General features: G+C 48.2%; 12 protein-coding genes, 1 tRNA gene and 3 pseudogenes. 10 read left to right on the top strand and 6 right to left on the bottom strand.

Features of this window, described 5'->3' with window-relative positions:
* The 5 genes and pseudogenes from tyrS (at position 1) to ABUA47_RS06715 (ending at position 4,143) form a co-directional block, all read left to right on the top strand.
* Positions 1-1,293 carry a tyrosine--tRNA ligase gene (gene tyrS / locus ABUA47_RS06735; protein WP_005834072.1) on the top strand — a complete coding sequence of 431 codons (1,293 nt, stop codon included), beginning with the start codon at positions 1-3 and terminating at the stop codon, positions 1,291-1,293.
* Between the two features lie 124 nt (positions 1,294-1,417).
* Positions 1,418-1,488: transfer RNA gene (locus tag ABUA47_RS06730), tRNA-Gln, on the top strand.
* 253 nt (positions 1,489-1,741) lie between these two features.
* A pseudogene (locus tag ABUA47_RS06725) lies at positions 1,742-1,876 on the top strand (5-keto-4-deoxyuronate isomerase); the annotation flags it as partial.
* Between the two features lie 56 nt (positions 1,877-1,932).
* Positions 1,933-2,736 carry a gluconate 5-dehydrogenase gene (locus ABUA47_RS06720; protein WP_005831048.1) on the top strand — a complete coding sequence of 268 codons (804 nt, stop codon included), beginning with the start codon at positions 1,933-1,935 and terminating at the stop codon, positions 2,734-2,736.
* Positions 2,737-2,910: 174 nt separating this feature from the next.
* A complete protein-coding gene (locus ABUA47_RS06715; protein ID WP_117588931.1) occupies positions 2,911-4,143 on the top strand; it encodes a DUF4861 domain-containing protein in 1,233 nt (410 codons plus the stop codon).
* A gap of 78 nt (positions 4,144-4,221) precedes the next feature.
* Here the strand turns inward: ABUA47_RS06715 and ABUA47_RS06710 are convergent, their stop codons facing one another.
* On the bottom strand, positions 4,222-4,854 hold the full coding sequence (locus ABUA47_RS06710) for a response regulator (RefSeq protein ID WP_005831042.1): 633 nt from the start codon (positions 4,852-4,854) through the stop codon (positions 4,222-4,224).
* Positions 4,851-6,740, bottom strand: coding sequence for an ATP-binding protein (locus tag ABUA47_RS06705; RefSeq protein ID WP_117703879.1), 1,890 nt, complete (start codon positions 6,738-6,740; stop codon positions 4,851-4,853). The genes ABUA47_RS06710 and ABUA47_RS06705 overlap by 4 nt, the downstream gene beginning before the upstream one ends.
* Before the next feature lie 321 nt (positions 6,741-7,061).
* Here ABUA47_RS06705 and ABUA47_RS06700 point away from each other — a divergent pair, with 321 nt between their 5' ends.
* Entirely contained in the window at positions 7,062-7,958 is an 897-nt protein-coding gene (locus tag ABUA47_RS06700) for a DUF4595 domain-containing protein (RefSeq protein ID WP_005831035.1), read from the top strand.
* Positions 7,959-8,101: 143 nt separating this feature from the next.
* Here the strand turns inward: ABUA47_RS06700 and ABUA47_RS06695 are convergent, their stop codons facing one another.
* Complete coding sequence (locus ABUA47_RS06695; RefSeq protein WP_005831030.1) at positions 8,102-8,758, bottom strand: polysaccharide deacetylase family protein; 657 nt, start codon at positions 8,756-8,758, stop codon at positions 8,102-8,104.
* A gap of 118 nt (positions 8,759-8,876) precedes the next feature.
* Complete coding sequence (locus ABUA47_RS06690) at positions 8,877-12,221, bottom strand: DUF2723 domain-containing protein (RefSeq protein WP_195325644.1); 3,345 nt, start codon at positions 12,219-12,221, stop codon at positions 8,877-8,879.
* Between the two features lie 390 nt (positions 12,222-12,611).
* Between ABUA47_RS06690 and ABUA47_RS06685 the strand changes: the two are divergent.
* Positions 12,612-13,559 (top strand): annotated as a pseudogene (locus ABUA47_RS06685) (ATP-binding protein); the annotation flags it as partial.
* A gap of 791 nt (positions 13,560-14,350) precedes the next feature.
* Here the strand turns inward: ABUA47_RS06685 and ABUA47_RS06680 are convergent.
* Complete coding sequence (locus ABUA47_RS06680; protein WP_022400582.1) at positions 14,351-15,478, bottom strand: AAA family ATPase; 1,128 nt, start codon at positions 15,476-15,478, stop codon at positions 14,351-14,353.
* Positions 15,479-15,671: 193 nt separating this feature from the next.
* Here ABUA47_RS06680 and ABUA47_RS06675 point away from each other — a divergent pair, with 193 nt between their 5' ends.
* The gene (locus ABUA47_RS06675; protein ID WP_349824383.1) at positions 15,672-17,093 is read left to right on the top strand and encodes a sialate O-acetylesterase; all 1,422 of its coding nucleotides are present in this window, start codon (positions 15,672-15,674) and stop codon (positions 17,091-17,093) included.
* Between the two features lie 153 nt (positions 17,094-17,246).
* Here ABUA47_RS06675 and ABUA47_RS06670 read toward each other — a convergent pair whose 3' ends face one another.
* Positions 17,247-19,781: a glycoside hydrolase family 9 protein gene (locus ABUA47_RS06670; protein ID WP_195325646.1), complete on the bottom strand. Its 2,535-nt coding sequence runs from the start codon at positions 19,779-19,781 to the stop codon at positions 17,247-17,249.
* A gap of 339 nt (positions 19,782-20,120) precedes the next feature.
* On the opposite strand from ABUA47_RS06670, the gene ABUA47_RS06665 reads away from it, so the two are divergent.
* Both ABUA47_RS06665 and ABUA47_RS06660 read left to right on the top strand, forming a co-directional pair.
* The gene (locus tag ABUA47_RS06665; protein WP_044469000.1) at positions 20,121-21,374 is read left to right on the top strand and encodes an AGE family epimerase/isomerase; all 1,254 of its coding nucleotides are present in this window, start codon (positions 20,121-20,123) and stop codon (positions 21,372-21,374) included.
* 23 nt (positions 21,375-21,397) lie between these two features.
* A pseudogene (locus ABUA47_RS06660) lies at positions 21,398-21,717 on the top strand (hypothetical protein); the annotation flags it as partial.

The following is a 21,717-nucleotide window of genomic DNA, read 5'->3' as shown; positions in this document are numbered from 1 at the left end:
ATGAATTTTGTAGAAGAATTAAGATGGCGTGGCATGCTCCACGATATGATGCCGGGTACGGAAGAACTTCTGGCTAAGGAACAAGTGACTGCATACATTGGTTTCGACCCTACTGCGGACTCTTTGCACATCGGGCACCTTTGCAGTGTGATGATTTTGCGTCACTTCCAGCGTTGCGGACACAAGCCGTTGGCACTGATTGGCGGTGCTACGGGTATGATTGGTGACCCTTCCGGAAAGTCTGCCGAACGCAATCTGCTTACGGAAGAGACGTTGCAGCGCAACCTGGCCGGTATGAAGGCCCAGCTCTCCAAGTTCCTGGATTTTGATTCGGATGCCCCCAACCGTGCCGAGTTGGTGAACAACTACGATTGGATGAAGAACTTCACTTTCCTCGATTTTGCCCGTGAAGTGGGTAAGCACATCACCGTGAACTATATGATGGCGAAAGATTCTGTAAAGAAGCGTCTGAACGGTGAGGCACGTGACGGTCTTTCCTTCACGGAATTCACCTACCAGCTGTTGCAGGGGTACGACTTTCTTCATCTGTATGAAACCAAAGGCTGCAAGCTCCAGATGGGTGGCAGCGACCAGTGGGGTAACATCACCACCGGTGCCGAACTGATTCGCCGTACGAACGGTGGGGAGGTATTTGCACTGACCAGCCCGCTGATTACGAAGGCCGACGGTGGCAAGTTCGGCAAGACAGAGTCCGGAAACATCTGGCTCGACCCGCGCTACACTTCTCCATATAAGTTCTACCAGTTCTGGCTGAACGTGAGCGACGAGGATGCCAAACGCTACATAAAGATATTCACTGCACTGTCCAAGGAGGAGATTGATGCTCTGACGGCCGAGCACGAGGCTGCTCCCCATTTGCGCGTCCTTCAGAAGTGCCTGGCCAAGGAAGTGACTATCATGGTTCATTCCGAAGAGGACTATAACGCTGCTGTGGATGCATCCAACATCTTGTTTGGCAATGCAACTTCCGATGCACTGAAGAAGTTGGACGAAGATACGCTGCTGGCTGTGTTCGAGGGTGTTCCCCAGTTCGAAATATCCCGTGATGCACTGGCTGCCGGTGTGAAGGCGGTGGATTTGTTCGTGGATAATGCTGCTGTATTCGCTTCCAAGGGCGAGATGCGTAAGCTGGTGCAAGGCGGTGGCGTTTCTCTGAATAAGGAGAAACTGGCTGCTTTCGACCAGGTGATTACGACAGCCGACCTGCTGGACGAAAAATACCTGCTGGTACAGCGCGGCAAGAAGAATTACTATCTGATTATCGCCAAATAACGGTAGCCTAAAGAGAAGTAATTAAGGAAATGATGCTTCGGCAGTAAAAATAGCCCCGAAATATTTGGATATTTCGGGGCTTCCTTTTATCTTTGCACCGCTTTTTAACAGAAAGCCCTATGTTTGGACTATGGTGTAATGGTAGCACAACAGGTTTTGGTTCTGTTTGTCCAGGTTCGAATCCTGGTAGTCCAACTACGATACAGCTAATTGCAGCTAAAAACCCACTAAAATCGCAAGTTTTAGTGGGTTTTTTTGTTATTCTTTCCCCCTCTTGTTGGCACTATAGGTATAGATTTTTTCTTTTTACGAATCTTTGAACGATATTGCTATATAATTGACACAAATTTATACGGTTTCTCCATTTTCTTTTGTTACATTTGCATCGTGTACGCAAACGATGTGTATTTGATGGCTGAAGTTATAACCTATTAAATGTAGTGCAATCATGAAAACGAACTATGAAATTCGCTATGCTGAGCATCCCGATTATGTGAAAAGCTACGATATGAAAAGCATTCGCTGCGATTTCCTTATAGGGAAGGCATTCTCCCAAAATAAAGTTTCCATTGAGTATAAACTACTTGCAAATCGTACATAAATAGAATATCACTTATTTAAACTTAATAATTTAACGTTATGAATCCGTATTTGAATTTTTCTTTGGAAGGTAAAGTAGCCCTTGTTACAGGTGCTTCTTATGGTATCGGTTTTGCTATCGCTTCAGCTTTTGCAGAGCAAGGAGCAACTATCTGTTTCAACGATATCAACCAGGAGTTGGTAGACAAAGGCTTGGCTGCCTATACTGAAAAGGGTATCAAGGCACGCGGTTATGTATGTGATGTGACAGATGAACCTGCTGTTCAGGCCATGGTAGCCCAGATTGAAAAGGAAGTAGGCTCTGTTGATATCCTCGTAAACAATGCCGGCATCATCCGCCGTGTTCCTATGCACGAGATGGAGGCTGCTGACTTCCGTCGTGTAATCGATATCGACCTCAATGCTCCGTTCATCGTATCAAAGGCTGTTCTGCCTGCCATGATGAAGAAGGGCCACGGTAAAATTATCAATATCTGCTCTATGATGTCCGAACTGGGTCGTGAGACTGTGTCGGCCTATGCCGCTGCCAAGGGTGGCTTGAAGATGCTGACTCGCAACATCTGCTCTGAATATGGTGAATATAACATCCAATGTAACGGTATCGGTCCGGGTTACATCGCTACCCCGCAGACTGCTCCGCTGCGTGAAAAGCAGGCCGACGGTAGCCGTCACCCGTTCGACTCGTTCATCTGCGCCAAGACTCCGGCAGGCCGCTGGCTGGCTCCGGAAGAACTTACCGGTCCGGCAGTGTTCCTGGCATCGGAAGCCTCTAATGCGGTAAACGGTCACATCCTCTATGTAGACGGAGGTATCTTGGCTTATATCGGAAAGCAACCGAAATAAATTTAAGGATAATTGAGAAGGTGATAAAGTGGCAGGATAATGTCACTTGTCACCTTTTTCTTTTGGGCGCGGATTACGCGGATTTCGCGGAAAGGATAAGGAAAATCCGTATAATCCGCGAAATCCGCGCCTAAAAGAAAGTTATACAACTGATTAGGAAAAAGCAATGATTATATGAGAAACTTTCTTTTATTATGTATGGCGGCCCTCTGCTGTCTTGCTTGCAACGATAGCAAGATAGTGACTATTACGGTAACCAATCCGTTAGCGATGGACCGTTCCGATGAGATGGTAGAGGTGTCCATGACCGAAATCTCAAACCTTCTGAATCTGGCAGACACCGCACAGATTGTGGTTCTGAATGTCGAAGGGGAGCAGGTGCCTTACCAAGTGACCTACGATGACAAATTAATCTTCCCTGCGACGGTAGCTGCCAATGCATCGGCTGCATATACCGTCCAGGCCGGTACTCCCGTCGATGTGGAGGTAAGGGCTTGTGGGCGGCAGTATCCCGAACGTCTGGACGACATGGCCTGGGAGAACGACTTGGTAGGCTTCCGTGCCTACGGTCCTGCATTGCAGGCAAGGGGTGAACGCGGTTTCGGCTACGACTTGTTCACGAAGCGAGGCACTGCTGCACCGGTACTGGAAGACATGTATGCCAAGGAACTGGATGCAGACTCCTGGAAGCAGGTTAATGAATTGCGCAAGACAGACCCGAAGGCAGCCGATGAGCTGGTACGCACATTCTCCTATCATATAGACCACGGTTATGGCATGGACTGCTATGCAGTAGGTCCAACATTGGGAGCTGGAGTGTCTGCATTGATGGTGAATGATACCATTATCTATCCGTGGTGCTACAAGACGCAGGAGGTGCTGGACAACGGTCCGTTGCGCTTCACCGTGAAGCTGGAGTTCAATCCGTTGGCTGTGAAAGGGGATACTGCGGTGGTGGAAACACGTCTGATTACGCTGGATGCCGGTTCTCATCTGAACCGTACTGCCGTTTCGTATAGCAATCTAAAGGAATCTTTGCCCATTGTTACCGGTATTGTGCTGCACGAACCGGACGGTGCTGTGGTGGCTGATGCCGCCGGTGGCTATATGACGTATGTAGACCCCACTACCGGACCGGATAATGGCAAGATATTTATGGGGGCCGCTTTCCCTGCCGTTGTGAAGGAAGCCAAAACCGTGCTTTTCCCCATAGAGGAGAAGAAGATGCGTAACAATGCGGACGGTCATGTACTGGTTGTCAGCGACTATGAGCCGGGCGCTGACTACGTGTATTACTGGGGCTTTGCCTGGGACCGCGCGGACATCAAGACTGCTGAAGCCTGGAACCGATACATGGCTGATTTTGCACAGAAGGTGCGCAATCCGATGACGGTGAGTATCCGCTAAGTTGATTTTCTTCCTTTTCAGACGGAGAAGCTTGAGAAGCTGGAGGCTTGTAACTGTCCGGGCGAATGACAAGTGTTCTCAGAATAAGCTCTTCCCCTTGTAGACAAGTTCTGCAACGTTTTTGGCCTCCAGTTTTTCCATCAGGCGCTTCCGGTAAGTCTGTATTGTATTGATGCTGAGAAATAGTAATTGGGATATTTCAGAAGTGCTCAGTCCTTGCGAGAGATAGGCGAGCACTTCTTTTTCACGTCTCGACAATTCGGGAAGTGCATGTGGTAGGGTGTTTTGTTTTTCCTTGTCCAGTTCGCTGAAAACATTGCTGAAGTATCTGGTTCCGTTTTTCAGTGTACTGATGGCGTCTCTCAATTCGCTGGTGCTGGCATTTTTTGAAACAGCTCCGTTGATGTTTAGGGTGGATAATTTGGCTATGATCCAAGGTTCTTCATGCATGGTATAGATTAAAATGCCGCATTCGGGTATCTGGCTGTGAAGGTGGGATATGAGTTGGAATCCATTCATATCCGGTAGTTCAAGGTCAATGATGCAAAGGTCGAATCTCTCTTTGAGGGTCAGTTGTTCCACGTCTTTTGCACAAGTGGCTCCTTTGCACGTCACTCCTTCGAGTTGCGAGGCCAATGCGATGATGCCTTCAGCAACAATCGGGTGGTCATCTATTACCAGTATTCTGTATGTTTCTTTGTTTGGTTTCATTCGTTTATGTTAAGCAGTAGGGTGAAAACGTTGTTTTCTGTTGACGAGCATACATTGGCGGTAGCGTTGATGGCTCTGATACGGTCGTTTACGGTGTGCAATCCTATGCCGTCATTGTTGTTTGTTGCTGTTTGTTGCTTGTTTGCATTCTTACCGTTGTCTGTAATTTGCAGGGTATATTTATTTTCATTGTCGGCACGGAGACTGATGACTATATGACTGGCTGAGGCATGTTTCACGATGTTCATGGTGAGCTCTTGTACGATGCGGTACAGCTCATAAGCGGTTTCATTGGGAAGATGGCGTGATGCGTTGTTCTCCGTTGGATGATAGCTGACCTCTATGCCGGTGTTCTCGGTCAGTTTGGCAGCATAACGGTCGAGTATCTGGTCTAGACTGAGATGCTCGAATTCGGGAGGCATCAGTTCGTGTGAGATATTCCGCACGTTGTTTCTCAGTTTGCTGACGAGTGAGGCCAGTTCCTGCTCATTCCCTTTGCCGGCAGAAGTTTCTATCTTCATTTGCAGCCCCAGCAGGTCGTTGGCTATGCCGTCATGCAGTTCCTTGGCAAAATATTTGCATTCCTCTTCCAACCCTTCAATGTAACGGCGTGCCGAGTTCAGTTCGTTTTCTTGCTTTAGCAGTTCAATCTTCTTTTCGGCTATTCGTTTCTTGTGGCGGAGCGTCAACAAAGTAATGAGAGCAAGACCGGACAGAAGGGCTACAGCAATGGAGGCTTTTAGCAGGAAGGCTTGGTGTTCCAGTTGTTCTTGTTGCAGGTGGGCTATCTCCAATTCCTTTTCTTGTGTGTGATATTTCACGTTGAATTCTGCCATTTGTTGCGTCAGATTGTGCTGTGCCAGCGTATCAGTCCACATGCGGGCACTATCCATATAGGTGTAGGCCAGTTTGGGGTTTCCCAAGGCATCGTAGCATCGTGCCATTTGTGTAAATAATGTTTTGGGCTCGGTACCGGTTTTCCGGTTACGCAGCCAGTGGAAGTCCTTCAAGGCGCGGGCATAGTTTTTGCGGTTTGTTTCGGTGGCTGCCCTCGATTGTATGAATCCTATGGCAGCGATGGAGTTGGATGGTACCCGTTGTAGTAGTTTGTTCCCCAATTTCAAGTAGTGGTCTATGGAATCGGGTTGTTCTTTTCGTTCAAAGAGTCTCAGCATGCCGGGCAGGCAGCGTATCTTCCATAGGTCTTCGTTTCCCTCTCCGTGGCAGGCAATGTTCCAGGCTTTGCGGTTGGATTTTTCAGCATCATCCAGCTTGTTCAGTTCAGCCTTTATGGTTGCCCTGATTTGCCAGGTGGTGAAGGCTACGAATGGGTCTTCGGTTCTGGCGGCATGTTCGGCGGCCATGTCGGTATACTTTTCGGCTTCGTCCAGCTGCCTGATATTGAAGTATAGGATGGACACATTGTTGCAGATGTGGGCTATCCAGCTTTCGTCTCCGTATTGCAAGGCAGTGTCCAGTGCTTTATTGTAATAGTAGAGTGTAGAGTCATTCATTTGGTGCTGACGGTAGAGGAGGCCCAAATCGTTGTATACGCTGATGTGCTTTTCCAAATCATCTATCTGCGGCAGGTAGGGGAGCACATTTTTTTTCATGGCAAAGGCTTCTTCTGTCTTTCCCACATAGATCAGTAGTGTGGCTTGTTCGTTCAGCAAGATGGGATACATGAAGGAGTGCTTTACGTTCCGGGTGGCAAAGGCGCTGTCGAAGCTACGTTGCGCTTCATCGTAGTGTCCTTCTTCCATGAGATTGGCTGCCCGGTTGTAGAAGTGTGCCAACAGAGTGTCTGTTGGTATTTCTCCGGCGTGAAGCAGGATAGTGGTTAAAGAAAAGAGGAGTGATAATAGCTTAGTATGGCGTACCCTCATATCGGTATATTTTAGTGGAATTCAATCTGTGCTTAGTTGTTGCAAATATACGTCTTATTCATTTTGCTTTTTATTGGAGATGCTGAATTTTTTCTGTATGTGGCTGAAAAATCACCTTTTTCAGTGACAAGGAGTGAAAGGAAAAGTTTATTACTTTGCAAAAAATATTAAGCTTTGTCTGGGAATGATAAATGGCCAAAAGTATCTGTCCGGGTTTGAATGGCAGAGTCTTGTTGTCGTGAGATACGGACGGCATTCCTTATACTTTTGTTATTATGGATTTTCCTTAGAGGGATGGGGATAAAACAAGATTTGTAACTTATGAAAATGTTTAAAATGATGGCTGCCTCCATGTTGGGTGTGGCGTTGTGCTTGGGATTCACTGCTTGCAGTGACGATGACGAAAATGAGAATGGTGAGGGTGGCGAAAACACCGCCACTGTGGTCAATCCTTCGCAAGTGTTTACGGGAGGGCTTCCGAAGTCGGTTTCGGGCATGGCGATTTCTCACAATGAAGAAGGGCTGGTGACGAACATTACAACTGAGGATGGGGATAAAGCCGTCTTTGAGTACTTTCCCGCTACTACAAAGGCAGATGTTGCAAAGGACCGAGCAAGAATCACCGTGACGGATGAAGAGGGCGATGTTACAGAACTGAACTTGCAGCTCAACAGCGATGGTTATGTGGAATTTTGCAACTCAATAGACCACGCTGGTACTCCCGATGCCGATGAGTTTACTTGGGAGATGGAATACGACACTGAAGGCCATCTGGTTGTAATGAAACGCTCTGAAAGCGATGGTGAAATAACGAACATCACCTATAAGGATGGAGATGTGGTGAAGACTTCCACACGTTATGTAGCTAGTGGGGATCTCAATGGTGACGGAATTATCGACAGCAATGACGAGTGGGAGTATAGTGCTGCCATAGACTATACGACGGATAATATAACAGCTCCTATCGAGAATAAGGGCTGCCTGATGTTGTTTGATGAAATACTGGATGTGGATATGGACGAGATGATATATGCCTATTATGGAGGCATGCTTGGTAAGGCTACGAAACATCTGCCGCTTGTAGGGCATTATACATACAATGGCGAGGACTCTGTGTCCGATATGTATTTTACATGGACATTGAATTCCGACAGTTATCCTACGGAACTGGTTGTAAAAGACCAGTGGGATGAATACAGATGTACATTTACTTGGTAATTATAAAACATCTGTTTATTCTTGTGGAACAGGACATGAGCCTATAAAATGTAAGGGGTTGCCTTTTGCCGAGACAACCCCTTCTTATTTTATGTGGAATTTATTGTGACAGCAGATGTTGGTAACTTTCTGCTGTTTCAAGTTTATAATACTTTGAATTCATATCCCTCTTCCTTCAGGAAGTCAATGGCGCGTGGCAGTGCGTATTGCAGGTTTCCGTTGCACCAAGATTTCAGGGAATCGTGGAAGGTGATGATGGAGCCGTTGCGGGCGTAGCGCATCACGTTGGCAAGCACTTGCGGACCGCGCAGCTTCTTGCTGTAGTCGCGGGTCACGAGGTCCCACATCACAATCTTGTAGGTTCGTTTCAGCGTGAGATACTGGTTGGCGAACATATGGCCGTGGGGAGGGCGGAACAAGAGAGGGTAGAGAACCTTCTCCACATTGCAATTGATGTCCCCACCCATTTCCATGAAAATCTTCGCCTGTTCGGTATTTCCCAGATAATTCTTGGCCGTGTATTCAAATCCACGGATATGGTTGAAGGTGTGGTTACCGATGCGGTGCCCACGCTCAACGACCATCCGGAATTCGTCCGGATGCTTCCGTATGTTGTCACCTACCATGAAGAAGGTGGCTTTGATGTTGTGCTTATCCAGCAGGTCGAGCACCCAGGGAGTTACTTCGGGGATAGGGCCATCGTCGAAAGTCAGATAAACGGCTTTTTCATTGGGGTCCATCCTCCAGACTGCACCGGGATATAGTTTGCGAAAAAACTCAGGAGGTTGTTCTATAAACACGTGATTAAGGATTAAGGGATTAGGGATTTTAAGGATTAGGGGTTAAGGATTAGGGGTTAATGATTAGTGATGAACTGCACAGGCTAATCCCTAATCCTTTAATCCCTAATCCTTATTCTCACTCCTTCATTCTGTCCACATACATATTATACAGTTCTTCCACCTTCGGCTCGTAGATTTCGGCGAGCTTGGAGTTGTACTTCTTCATGGCCTTCACCTCGGCATCGAGTACAGCCCAGTGGTATTCAAACTCACGGGTAGAAATCATGAAGCGGTTGTCGTCCAGGCTCAGATACCAGGTCAAGTACTCTACAGCCTTGTCAGCAAGGGCTTTCATTATCTCGTCCGCCTTGGCGGTTTCGCCCAGTTGGTAGTAGGCTTCTGCCATCTGTACGGCACCGTTCTGCCAGTCGTAAGGCACGTTGTAGGCGGGAATCATCTTTTCGGCATAGTCCAGGGCGGCTTTTGCCTTGTCTTTCTTGCCCTCACGCATCAGCTGCTGCACGAGTTGGGAGAAGATGCGACGGTGAGAGTGACACATGCGCATGGCGTTCTCGTCGATATAGATGCCCGGCTTGTCGATGCCACCGAACTTGAACTTGTTCATCAGGTTGTCGTACATCTTTTCGGAGTCTATTGTCACGCCCGTCTTACTGGTGTCGAACGGAGTGAAACGATAGGCAAGACCTTCCTGAACGAAGTGGTTCTCCATGTTCAACTGGTTCTCCCTGCCTACGCTGACAGCGATATAGATGGGGCGTTCCCAGTTGGCCTCGCTCAGCATCTCGAGCATCATCAACTCGCTCTTGTAGAGGGCGCGTTTGCCTTTCAGCGAAATGTGCATGTAGTCGGGGATTGAGTCGCCCGGTATCATCATGCCGCTGCGGCACACGGCTTCCTTGTCTACCTTGATGACGATGCTATCGGTAGGAATCACCTTCAAGTCCTGATTCTTGTTGCGCACCCAGTTCTTGAGGATATTCTTTAGCTCATACGGGTTGTCACCGAATTCTTTCTTTACATTGACCAGTGCTTCGGGATTACCGTCCAGTGCCTGCTTCTCGGCTTCGGCATAGAGCTGGTCGATGCTTTTCTTGTACTCAGGCTGGATGGGGACGTATTCGTTGGTGCCTTCTACGTACTCCATACGGTCCCACGTGATGGGGAGAGAAGGACTGTCGTAGGCGGGGCGCTTCATCTGGTCGATGTACCAATCGGTCTGCAGGTACGAGAGGTTGCAGGTGCGGGCGTCGGTACGGAAACCTTCGGTCTCCTGGTTGTACCAGAGGGGGAAGGTATCGTTGTCACCGTTGGTATAGATAATCGGATTGCCGCTTTCTTGCAGGGACATCAGGTAGTTCTGGCCGAAGTCGCGTGCCATGTAGCGGTCGCTGCGGTCGTGGTCGTCCCAAGTCTGGCTTGCCATCTGCACGGGGACAAAGAGGCAGGCTACGGAAACGATGGCGGCAGCAGGCAGTTCCTTCATCTTGGCATAGTCTTGAAGCAGACGGACGAGTCCTGCCACACCCATACCAATCCAGATGGCGAAGGCGTAGAACGAACCGGCGTAGGCATAGTCACGTTCGCGCGGTTGGCTCGGAGTCTGGTTCAGGTAGAGCACGATGGCAATACCGGTCATGAAGAAGAGGAAGAAGACCACCCAGAATTGCTGGATGCCTTTCTGCCCACGGTAGGCTTGCCATAGCAGGCCGATGATCCCCAGCAGCAGGGGCAGGCAGTAGAATACGTTGTGTCCCTTGTTGTCTTTCAGTTCCTGAGGCAAGAGGCTCTGGTCGCCCACCAGCCAGTTGTCGATGAACGGGATACCGGTAATCCAGTTGCCGTGTTCAATTTCTCCGCTGCCTTGTATGTCGTTCTGGCGTCCGGCGAAGTTCCACATGAAGTAGCGCCAGTACATCCAGTTGAGCTGGTAGGAGAAGAAGAACTTGATGTTTTCCCACTGTGTGGGCATGTTTACCATAATCATGTTGCCGCATTTGTCATAGGGCACATCGTAACCCTTGATGTCCTGCCAGGCATGGTATTGTTGTGTATGGGCACTGCTGTACATACGCGGGAACAGCATGTTCTGGGCGTATTCGTACTCAATGCGTCCGGGGATTTCGATGTACGAATCCTTTTCGTCGGGCGTAGCTTTCTCCTTGCGGATGAACTTCGTGCCGTTGTACTTGATGCGCGGTTCGCAGTAACCGTCTTTCACGTCCAGTGCCACTTGCGAGGAGAAGGCAGGGCCATAGAACAGCGGGCGTGTGCCATACTGCTCGCGTCCCAGGTATTCGCCCAGTGTGAAGATGTCTTCCGGAGAGTTCTGGTCCATCGGCGTGTTGGCGGTGGAGCGGATGACGATAAGTGCATACGAGGAATATCCGATGACAATCATCATGGTGCAGAGCAGCGAGGTGTTCAGCGTGCGTGCCGATACGCGGAATTTCTCTTTGACGGCTGCCTGCGTCTTCGGACGGAGGTAGAGCCACAATGCGGCAATGACAATGATACCGATAACTACCGAGCTGGTACCGTGTCCGTAGAACGGGATACCCAGCATGGCGATGGTGAGTATGAACGAGAGTGCCATACGTGCCTTGTTGCGTTCGGTATAGCTTTCGTAGATACCCCAGATGAGGCAGGCTGCCAACAGGATGATATATACGATGACACCCGTGTTGAAGGACATGCCCAGCGTGTTGACGAAGAGCAGTTCGAACCAGCCGCCCACTTTCACGATACCCGGCACGATGCCGTAGAGTACGGCTGCTACCAGTATGCCCGAAGCGAGCAATGCCAGCAGGGAGCCTCGGGCATTGGCGTTGGGTACTTTCTTGTAGTAGTATACCAGTACGATGGCGGGCAGGCAGAGCAGGTTCAGCAAGTGCACGCCGATACTCAGACCGGTCAGGTAGGCGATGAGAATCAGCCAGCGGTCACTGTGAGGCTCGTTGGCGACGTCTTCCCACTTCAGTATGAGCCAGAATACGACGGCAGTGAACAGTGAGGAGAAGGCATACACCTCGCCTTCCACAGCGCTGAACCAGAAGGTATCGCTGAACGTGTAGGCAAGTGCGCCCACCAGACCGCTACCCATGATGGTGACCATCTGTCCGCGTGTGATATTGTTTTCGTCTGTCATCACAAGTTTGCGTACCAGGTGCGTGATGCTCCAGAAAAGGAACAGGATACATGCGCCGCTCATCAGCGCGCTCATGTAGTTCACCATCTTGGCAACGGTGGAGGCATCGGAAGCAAATTGTGAGAATAGGTTGGCTACCAGCATGAAGAACGGTGCGCCGGGCGGGTGTCCTACTTCCAGCTTATAGCCGGTGGTGATGAACTCCGGGCAGTCCCAAAAGCTTGCAGTAGGTTCGATGGTCATGCAGTAGACCGTCGCTGCAATGAGGAAGGTAATCCAGCCTACAAGGTTGTTTACGGTTTTGTACTGTTTCATTCAGATGAAATTCGTTATAATTCAGTTTTGTTTTTTACAAGTTGTTTTGCCATCCGCTTAGTTAACGTATTGGCATATATGGGCGCAAATATAATGATTTCGCTTCTAAATAGGTGACAATAAGCAGCATTATTAGGATAGGTTAAGGGATTTGCTGCATCTATAGATGCAGCACGGTGGAAGTATAGATGCAACGCGGTGGATATATAGATGCAACAATGATGATTCTATAGAGGGAATATCCGGCCGATAAAGGGGATGCGGAAAGGAAGTATCCTCCTTGCTTGTCTAAATGAATCTTTCGTTTATAACCGAAAATCTAGCCTTTTTCGCAAACTTTTTAGGTTATGAACGAAAGAATGGATATACTTAGGAAGTACAATCTCTGGACAAGAGGAGATTTATATTTTCATCGACGAAGTGCAGCTCATCGAAGAATGGGAAAAGTCGGTCAATTCTTATTCGCAGGACTATACCGAGGAGTACGAGCTCTTTATCAGCGGCTCCAACTCACGGATGCTGTCCGGTGAGCTTGCCACGCTGCTTTCGGGGCGATACGTCCAATTTCCGGTATATCCCTTCAGCTATCAGGAGTATACAGAGATAAGGCATCTGGAACAGAACCGCGAGAGCTATATGAATACGGGCGGAATCCCGGAACTTTTTGTCTTGCCCGAAAAGCAGGAGGTGTAGCGCAATTACTTGTCTGCCTTGAAGGACACCATCTTGCTGAAGGACATCAGCCAACGCTACAGCATACGTGACCCCCGACTGCTTGAAGACCTTTTTGCGTTTCTTGTAGGCAATGCCTCTAATTTAGTGTCCATCGGCAACATCGTGAACTATTTCAAGAGCCAAGGCCGGAAGACGGGCTATGATGCCGTGGCTGCTTACATAGGCTATATCGAAGACTCGTTCTTGGCGTATCGTTGTGAACGCTTCGACTTGCGCGGAAAGGAAATACTGTCCGGTACGGCGAAATATTACATCAACGACCTTGTCTTTAAGAATTTTCTCTATCCCGGAACGGCCTATGGGGTGGGTTATAAACTGGAGAATCTTGTCTATCTGGAGTTGCTCAGGGCAGGCTATGATGTCTATACCGGATGTGCCAAAGAAAAAGAGGTGGACTTCATCGCCCGGAAAGGCGACCGTACGATATATCTGCAATCCACCTACATGCTGGTATATGAACAGGCGGTGCGCCGTGAGTATGCTTCGCTGGAGTCGATACAAGATAATTATGAGAAGCTGGTTGTCTCGCTTGACGACTTCTGCCTGCCGTCTCATGAAGGAATAAGGCATGTGCGGGCGTGGGAACTGCATGGGTTGTTGTAAAAGGTGCTGAAAGACGGAAATATCCCTATAACCTTGACAAAAAGTAATGTTTTTTCCGGTTTTCCTGCCGCACTTGGTTTTATAGAAGAACGGATTTAGGATATATTGTGGATATTCAGCTCATAAAGATGCGTTCTTTTTGCATATTCTTCCGCTTTTGTGGGACTTTTATACAGAAATTGGCTACACTTTTAAGCTAAAAAGAGTATACCGTTTTACTAAAATGGGAGTTGCGTTTTAGTAAAACGGTTACTCTGTTTTAGTAAAACGTTCTTTTGCTTTTGCATTTTCGGTGTATCAGGGCTTTCGGAGGTGTGATTTCGATTTATTAGAAGGACGTTCGTTTTGGTATAATGCTTATAACCTGACACTTATGGATTTTCGCTCTCGTATTTCTTTCTGTGTGGATAATCGGTCCGAAATACGGGATTCTCGTGCGATAGAAAATACAAAGTGTCAGAATGACAAAATCATATTTATCTTCTGTAGGTATCAGCCTTAAAAATACTTTCCAATCTTTTTCTTGTTTTCATTCTTTATCGTTAAATTTGCCATCGAAGCAAGGAAGTGTCCTTAGCTTCAATGTTTTGTGAAATGATATTGTAAGAAGCGTTGTGCTTCATTCTTGTCTTTGAGAACCTGAGAAATTTTCGAAACTATACAAGAATGGCATGGACTGCTCCTGCGCTGGTTTCGGCGTGGGTCTGCTGTCTGTTCATTTGTATAGTGGGGTTTTCTCAGGGCCTTCAAAGACGATGGATAGCACGCAGTTCCACGTTCTTTTTTTATATTCAGCAATACTCCCTCCTGAACCAAAGCTCGAATATCGGATCGGAGAAAACATACTTGTTCCCCTCTTTCTCAATGAAATCACGTTCTGTCAGCATACGCTTGTTGCGTGTGATGGTCTGTGCACTGCCCAATTCATATTTCCGCACTACGGGGATGGAGTTGAAGCGGTATTCACCGTCGGCTACAGCACGAAGCATGGCAGTTTGGGCAGCAGTCAGGTTCTCGGTGTCGTTCATGAACATAGGCATGTTGGTGTCTATCAGTTGGCGGGTACGGATTTCGATAATCTCATCTGTCACTTTTTCAGACGTACCGCTCCAGATGAAATAGCACAACTGTTGCAAATACCACGAATGGCATTTCACGATGTCGCACAGTTGTTCTGCTTGCTGTTCGCTGATTTCTTTGTTCGTCCGGTGGAAGGCATTGACGATGAAGGGCACCCATTCCTCTTTCTTTATCTTTTGCAGGAACAGTACTTGTCCGAAGCGGTAGAAGGGGTTAGAAGAATTGTTGAAGATGTCCATCATCATATGCCGCTTGCTTCCGTAAAAGCAATAGGAGACTTGTTGCTGCTTCTGCCAGGCAGAGCGCATTTTTCCCTCCATACTTTTGTAGCCGGGTAGTAGTGCCAGTTGTTGGAACTCGTCGATGCAGACAATCAGGTGTATGCCTTTGGCAGCTGCTATCTTTTCGGGTAGTTCCAGTATCTCCATGACACTTTTTTCTTCCAGTTCCAATTTCAGGTCAAAGGAGAGGGTATCGGTTGGGTCGCTCTTCAATGTGATACTGGGAGAAACGGCTTTAAGAAACTGTTTCACATCTTCAAGCCTCTTTTCAAGGGTGGAGGCGGCGCAAGAAATGACTTCTCGCGCAAAGATGCGGTAGAATTCAGCTTCCGTCTTGATGCTGAATGCATCAATGAAGCAGACACGGATATGCTTGTCTTCTTGTGTCAGTTCGTCCATAGCTACTTTTACAAGCGACGATTTTCCCCATCGGCGCGGTGAAATAAGCATTACGTTGATGCCCGATCCAAGTAATTCTTTCAGTTGCTTTCGTTCTTCTACCCGATTGACGAAACTTTCTTTATCAACCAGTGTGCCGTATTGAAAAGGTGATTTCATAAGCTTTCTGTTCTTGATTTAATGACAAATATACAAATTATACATCAATGTATAATACATCAATGTATAATTTTGTTTGAGCACATGTGCAAAAACACCCACTTTTTGCACATGAAACGGAGAACGTGAGCAAAAAAGCCTTATTTTTGCTCGCGTTATTGATTCCGAATATAATGTTAAATACAAATATACTATGAAAAGTAAGGTTCTTGCATTGATTCTATTATGCGGTGCCGCCTCGTTGGGCGCCAAAGTAAAACTGCCTGCACTGGTGGGCGACAACATGATACTCCAGCAGCAGACTGAAGTGAAACTGTGGGGAACGGCTGCTCCGGAAGCCGAAGTACGCGTTACGCCTTCGTGGAACGGACAGACAATGACTTGCCGTGCCGATAAGGATGGCGGTTGGACGCTTGCCGTGGAGACTCCGGCAGCAGGATACACGCCTTATGAGATAACTTTTGATGACGGAGAAAAAACTACGTTGAAGAATATCCTAATCGGTGAAGTATGGCTTGCTTCCGGCCAGAGCAATATGGAAATGCCCCTGAAAGGTTTTGCTGGCTGTTGCATCATGAACGGAGCGGATGACATCATAGTTTCTGCCGAGAATAAGGGGGTGCGTATGTTCACCGTTCCCAAGCACCAGACTTATGAACTGCAAACCGACTGCAAAGGTAGCTGGAACATATCTTCCATAGAAACCGCACCCGATTTCAGTGCGACGGCCTACTATTTTGCCACTTCGTTGAGCCGTGCCCTCCGGATTCCGGTCGGCATCATCTGTAGCGCTTACGGTGGATCCACTGTAGAAGGTTGGATAAGCCGTGAACTGCTGGAAAACTATCCAGACATATCTCTCAACCCCGATTCCATCGAACGCCTGCATCCCATGCTCCGCCCCATGCTGATGTACAATGCCATGCTGAAGCCGCTTCAGAACTATACCATCAAAGGGTTCATCTGGTATCAGGGAGAGTCGAACGTAGGTCGCCATGAAACATATGCCGAACGCTTGGCCGACATGGTGCAGCTGTGGCGCAAGGAATGGGGGCTGGGCGAATTGCCTTTCTACTTTGCCGAAATAGCGCCGTACGCCTATGGAGGTACCCAGCAAGAGAAAGCTGCTTACCTACGTGAAGCGCAATTCCGTGCCCAAAGCCTGATTCCGAACAGTGCCATGATTTCTACAAACGACCTTGTAGAGCCTTATGAGATATACAATATCCATCCCCGCAACAAGACAAAGGTAGGTCAACGCTTGAGCTATCTGGCATTGAACCTTACCTATGGATTGAAGCAGATACACTGTTTCGGCCCACAATATAAGTCATGGACTGCTAAAGGCAGTGAAGCATGGGTTTCCTTCGACCATTTGGAAATGGGTATCTGTCGCAACTACGACCTTCGCGGTTTCGAAGTGGCGGGTGAGGACCGTGTGTTCCATCCTGCCGACAAAGTATGGCTGCACTGGCAGACGAATGAAGTGGTAATCTCTTCAGAAAAGGTATCCCATCCCGTCAGCGTGCGCTATTGTTTCCATGATTTCCAGATTGGTACGATGATTGGCGGAAATGAATTGCCTACCATTCCGTTCCGTACGGATAATTGGTGAAAGAACGGAAAGTAGATAAACACTTTCATTATACTATAATATTAGGCGCGGGTTACGCGGAATCCATGGATGCAGTAAACTAAATCCGTGAAATCCGTGTAATCCGCGCCTAAAAGAAAACATCCAGAGGGTTTTGTTCCCCCTCTGTCTTTCTTATTGTTTCAGCAACTGTTCTGCTGCAAGTACCAGGAACATATAGTGGGATGAACCTCCTCCCAGCACATATTCAGTTTGCTGCCAGAGGAACGGGAACGTCAGGAGTTCCGGGAAGTCGGGACGGATAAGCGCCGTACCGGAAATGACTCCACCGGGAATGTACGACCAGTCTGCGCGGTTCAGTCCGTAGCCTACAGTGGCTGATTGTGCGCCGACACCCGAGGCGAAGGAAGCCTGGTTGGAGCCCGGGTGGCATCCGAGAATGAAGTTGAGGGCATTGAATACCGGTGCTTTCGGGAATATTTCCGGATAGGCGGTTGTCAGGAAGTAGTGCTGGAAGCCGAAACGCTGTATATCCCAGCCTGCACCCCAGATGTTCGGACGGTAGGGAACGCCATAGGGAGTCTCCTGCACTTGTTTGTTCAGTTCTTGTTCATATCCGGTCAAAGCTTTGCGGAAAGCTGCTGAAAAGGCTTTGGCTTTCTTGTTCTTCATCTGTGCGAACAGTTTTTCCACACGTGCCGTGTACCAGCCGATGCGGCCTATCTGCTTGATGATGAGCTCCTGGTTGTCCAGAATGAAGTCCATATAGGGTTGTTCGCCGGTGGTGAGGTACAGCTCTACGGCTGCCTGCACTTTGGGGAACAAGGCTCTGTTGTTGCCGCTTCCGGTAGAAGCATATACTTTGCGAGCAATGTCGAGGCAATGCACACTCAATGTATCATTGAAACCTTTCAATACACGTGATACGGCAGCCAGCTGGGCAGCTGTCGACAGTTCCCGTCCGGGGTTATCCTCCGTAAATATCCAGCGGTCGTCTTCATTACCGATTTTCCCGTCGGTCATGGCGGCGGCATCACCCAGAAGTACGTACTGGCGCAGGTCGTTGCAGATGATTCCCCGGTAGAGACGTCCCAGTGCCAGGTAGCCGTTGACTACCGTAAGGGCGCCGTTCTCTACTTGTTGCAGCAAGTCATTCTTACCGTCGGGCTGGTGGATTTCCGTCACACGGTTTATCTGGTCGATGGAAGTCACGTCGAGATTCGGGTGGAAAGCTTCGTAGGCCAGTGCCAGGATATAGGATTCTCCGGCTTGGGATTCGATGCGGAGGTCAAAGTCTCCGGCATCGTGCCAGCCGCCTATGTTCACTCCGGGAACCACTTCACCCGGTTTGAACTTGGACAGGCCCTCTTTCTGGTCGTAGCCGTCGATATGATTGTGTGCCGGTGCCATCTGGGCATCGTCCATGTGGCAGCAGTCGTGCCATACGCGGTATTTTTCGTTGACGCGCATGTGGCACATCTGTACGGGAAGGAAGTATTCCAGTACGGGTTGCCATACGCCACGGGCATATACGTCATTGTCGATGCGGAAGATGGGAGACACGGAGGTATTGTATTTAATCTTATAAAGCCCCGGTTCCTTTACATCTGTGAAGTTTACTTTCAGATAGTTATACCTCAAGAATTTACCCCAGTTGGCAGGAGTGACGTTCTTGACAACCTTTTCGCCGTCGGCATCAATGCGGATGATTTGTGCCGTTTCCTTTCTGCTGTCACGTATATCCATTTCGATGACGGCTTCCTTGTCCTGAGTGGGATGATAACCTATCTGTGAAGTCTGGATAACCGGCTGATACATCCAGTCGGCCACTACGTTCGGAGTGATAATCCATTTGACGGCACCTTTGGTGACACCCGGTTTTATGTTGCTGCGCAGTACGAACCAGCCGTTGTTGTGGTTCATACGCCCGTCAAACAGTTGCAGGTCACCGCTCAATGATTCGATGGTAACTTTGTTGTAAGGGTCATCGGGCCGGGAGGTGAACTTGGTTCCTTTGGCATAAGGTTCGCTGATGATGTCGTCTGCCACAATCGGGCTGTAACCTTTTCCTATCAGTTTGTCCATGTCTGCCAGCGATTTTTTGCCGTCATGGTAGTTTCCTGTATGCAGATAGTTGGGCTGGGTTGTCATCAGGGGGGAGTTGGGCTGTTGCGGGAAGATGCCGCTCTGACCGTCCATAATCCAGGGCTTGCCGAAGAGGGAACCCGGGAAGAATTCAAGGTTGAAGCCCACTTTTCCGATGAATTCCTGGGGAATGGGGCGGTCAAGATCTACGGTCACCTCTATGTTTTTACCTTTGCTTTCCACGTTTACCGTATATATAAGGTGGAGGTCCGGGTAAATCATCGGGTTGAATCCGGTGAGATGGCGTGAGGAGTCGGGATAGCACAGCGTGGCGGTGATGCTGTTGTCACCGAGCTTCCGGTCGAGCTGTTTCGGTACGGGTTGCCATTGTCCGGGCGTGGCTTCCAGGCGGATGTCTCCGTTTGTTGCCACACGGTGTCCGTTCATGATGATGCATACCCCTCCCTGGTGTCCTTCGGGATAGATGTCATCAAAAGCCATGACGTCGACTCCCTGGTTCTTGAAATAACCGGAGGATGTCAGCTTGAAGTCTTGCGCATGCAGCGTACTGCTGCCGCAAAGCAGTGCCAAGACTGATGCAAATAGGAAATGTTTCTTTCTCATAGTATCTATTTTTGAGTTACAAAATTTTCTACTAATATACGGACTAAAAAGGAAACGGATGGCTTTTGTTTGTAGCCAATAACGTTATGAAATGTGTCTTTTTCCTCTATTTTTATGATATTCATTGTTATATTTGTCATACAATGGTGTTTGAACTGCCAGATACCAACGTTTGAGCTAATAAAAGCTGATGTCTGGTAAAACAAGGACTCAGTACCCAAAAACAGCCTTTATCGGAACCAATTGTATCCATTGAAAAAGGATGGTAGTGAGTAGTGGCAACTTGTTTTTTTGTACATTTGCAATGTAACTATGATTAATTCCTTAAATCGCTATATTATGAAACGTATGTTTTCCGTTTTTTTGCTGATTACAGTATGGTTGCTGGTTACACCTTTCCTGCAAGCACAGTCACACGTAGACAAGGTTTTAAAAGATGAAATAACCTCGGACTTGAAAGAGAATATCCTCTCTTTTTGGGAAAGATACAGCGTAGATTCTTCCGGAGGCTTTTATGGTTCATTGGGACGTGACGGTGCCCCGATAGCGGATGCTCCCAAAGGTGGTGTACTGAATGCCCGCATCCTTTGGACTTTTTCAACCGCCTACCGGATGTATGGCGATACTGCCTACCGTAAATTGGCTGACAGGGCGCAACGGTATTTCATAGACCACTTCATTGATTCGCAGTATGGAGGCGTATATTGGCTGATAAAAGCGGACGGTACCCCATTGGATACGAACAAGCAGACTTACGGCTGCTCTTATGCTATCTACGGTTTGTCCGAACATTTTAGAGCAACGGGCAACAATGAAAGCCTGCAAAAAGCCATAGAACTTTACCGGACCATGGAGAGCAGAATCAAAGACCCCGTAAACGATGGTTATATAGAATCTTTCACCCGCGAATGGGGAGTTCCCCAAAAGCTGGGATATGATGGAGATGGCGTTGCCACCAAAACAATGAATACCCATATCCACGTATTGGAGGCATACACAGCTTTATATAAAGTATGGAAGGATAATGGCCTACGCGAACGTCTTACAAAAGTAATAGATTTGATAATAACCAAGCTCTACAATCCACAAACACATCACCTGATATTGTACTGTGATTCGAATTGGAACAATCTGGATGACATCGACTCTTACGGGCATGACATCGAAACTTCCTGGTTGCTGACGGAAGCTGCAGAGGCTCTGGGTGACCCGGAGGTTATCGGGAGGTGCAGGAAGGTAGCATTGGAACTTGCAGACGCCTCCTTGAAAGAGGGCATCAACCCGATGGGCGCCATGATGTACGAACGGCATAAGGACAAAATCAGGAAGGATGCTTCCTGGTGGTGCCAGGCGGAAACTGTGGTCGGTTGTATCAATGCCTGGCAACTGACTGGTGAACAATCTTATTTGGACAGTGCCGTCCGCACTTGGAACTTCATCAAATCACGGATGATAGACAAGGAGTATGGTGAATGGTTCAGAACGGTGCTGGAAGATGGAACTCCCCGCTACAAGGAGCCTAAAGCAAGTATGTGGAATTGTCCCTATCATAATAGCCGTATGGGGTTTGAGATTGATACCAGACTGAAATGACAACCTTTTATAGATTTGATATTATGAAGAATTTACGAATTTTCCAGTTTGGAATAGTTGTATTGCTGTGTGGTATATTATCTCTGCCGCTTTCTGCCCAGACGGAAGTGATGGCATGGAGCAATATCACGGGTGTCCGTGTAGACGGTGAATTGATAGACTTTGAGTCATCCCTGCGTGTCGGAACCTTGAAAGGAGATATGGAGATTACTGGAAAGGAGAAGCAGGTCCGTCCCGTTTTCCATCGTGAGGGGGATATGCAGGAAGTGACGACTACTCTACGAGGTGTAAAGTTCCATCAGAAAGTGACTGATAAGGGAAAAGGCTTGGTGGAGATTTCTAT

The organism is Bacteroides sp. RTP31139st1_H2_RTP31139_211217, assembly GCF_040227615.1.
GTDB lineage: Bacteria > Bacteroidota > Bacteroidia > Bacteroidales > Bacteroidaceae > Bacteroides > Bacteroides uniformis.
The sequence above is the reverse complement of the archived record's forward strand: the minus strand, read 5'-3'. Positions and strand labels throughout refer to the sequence as shown.

What these genes read in the sequence shown, in the direction of transcription:
- ABUA47_RS06665 (WP_044469000.1), top strand. Translation starts at nt 20,121, where the DNA reads ATGAAACGTATGTTTTCCGTTTTTTTGCTGATTACAGTATGGTTGCTG.
- ABUA47_RS06710 (WP_005831042.1), bottom strand. Translation starts at nt 4,854, where the DNA reads ATGAAACCAAACAAAGAAACATACAGAATACTGGTAATAGATGACCAC.
- ABUA47_RS06720 (WP_005831048.1), top strand. Translation starts at nt 1,933, where the DNA reads ATGAATCCGTATTTGAATTTTTCTTTGGAAGGTAAAGTAGCCCTTGTT.
- ABUA47_RS06700 (WP_005831035.1), top strand. Translation starts at nt 7,062, where the DNA reads ATGAAAATGTTTAAAATGATGGCTGCCTCCATGTTGGGTGTGGCGTTG.
- tyrS (WP_005834072.1), top strand. Translation starts at nt 1, where the DNA reads ATGAATTTTGTAGAAGAATTAAGATGGCGTGGCATGCTCCACGATATG.
- ABUA47_RS06705 (WP_117703879.1), bottom strand. Translation starts at nt 6,740, where the DNA reads ATGAGGGTACGCCATACTAAGCTATTATCACTCCTCTTTTCTTTAACC.
- ABUA47_RS06675 (WP_349824383.1), top strand. Translation starts at nt 15,672, where the DNA reads ATGAAAAGTAAGGTTCTTGCATTGATTCTATTATGCGGTGCCGCCTCG.
- ABUA47_RS06670 (WP_195325646.1), bottom strand. Translation starts at nt 19,781, where the DNA reads ATGAGAAAGAAACATTTCCTATTTGCATCAGTCTTGGCACTGCTTTGC.
- ABUA47_RS06715 (WP_117588931.1), top strand. Translation starts at nt 2,911, where the DNA reads ATGAGAAACTTTCTTTTATTATGTATGGCGGCCCTCTGCTGTCTTGCT.
- ABUA47_RS06680 (WP_022400582.1), bottom strand. Translation starts at nt 15,478, where the DNA reads ATGAAATCACCTTTTCAATACGGCACACTGGTTGATAAAGAAAGTTTC.
- ABUA47_RS06690 (WP_195325644.1), bottom strand. Translation starts at nt 12,221, where the DNA reads ATGAAACAGTACAAAACCGTAAACAACCTTGTAGGCTGGATTACCTTC.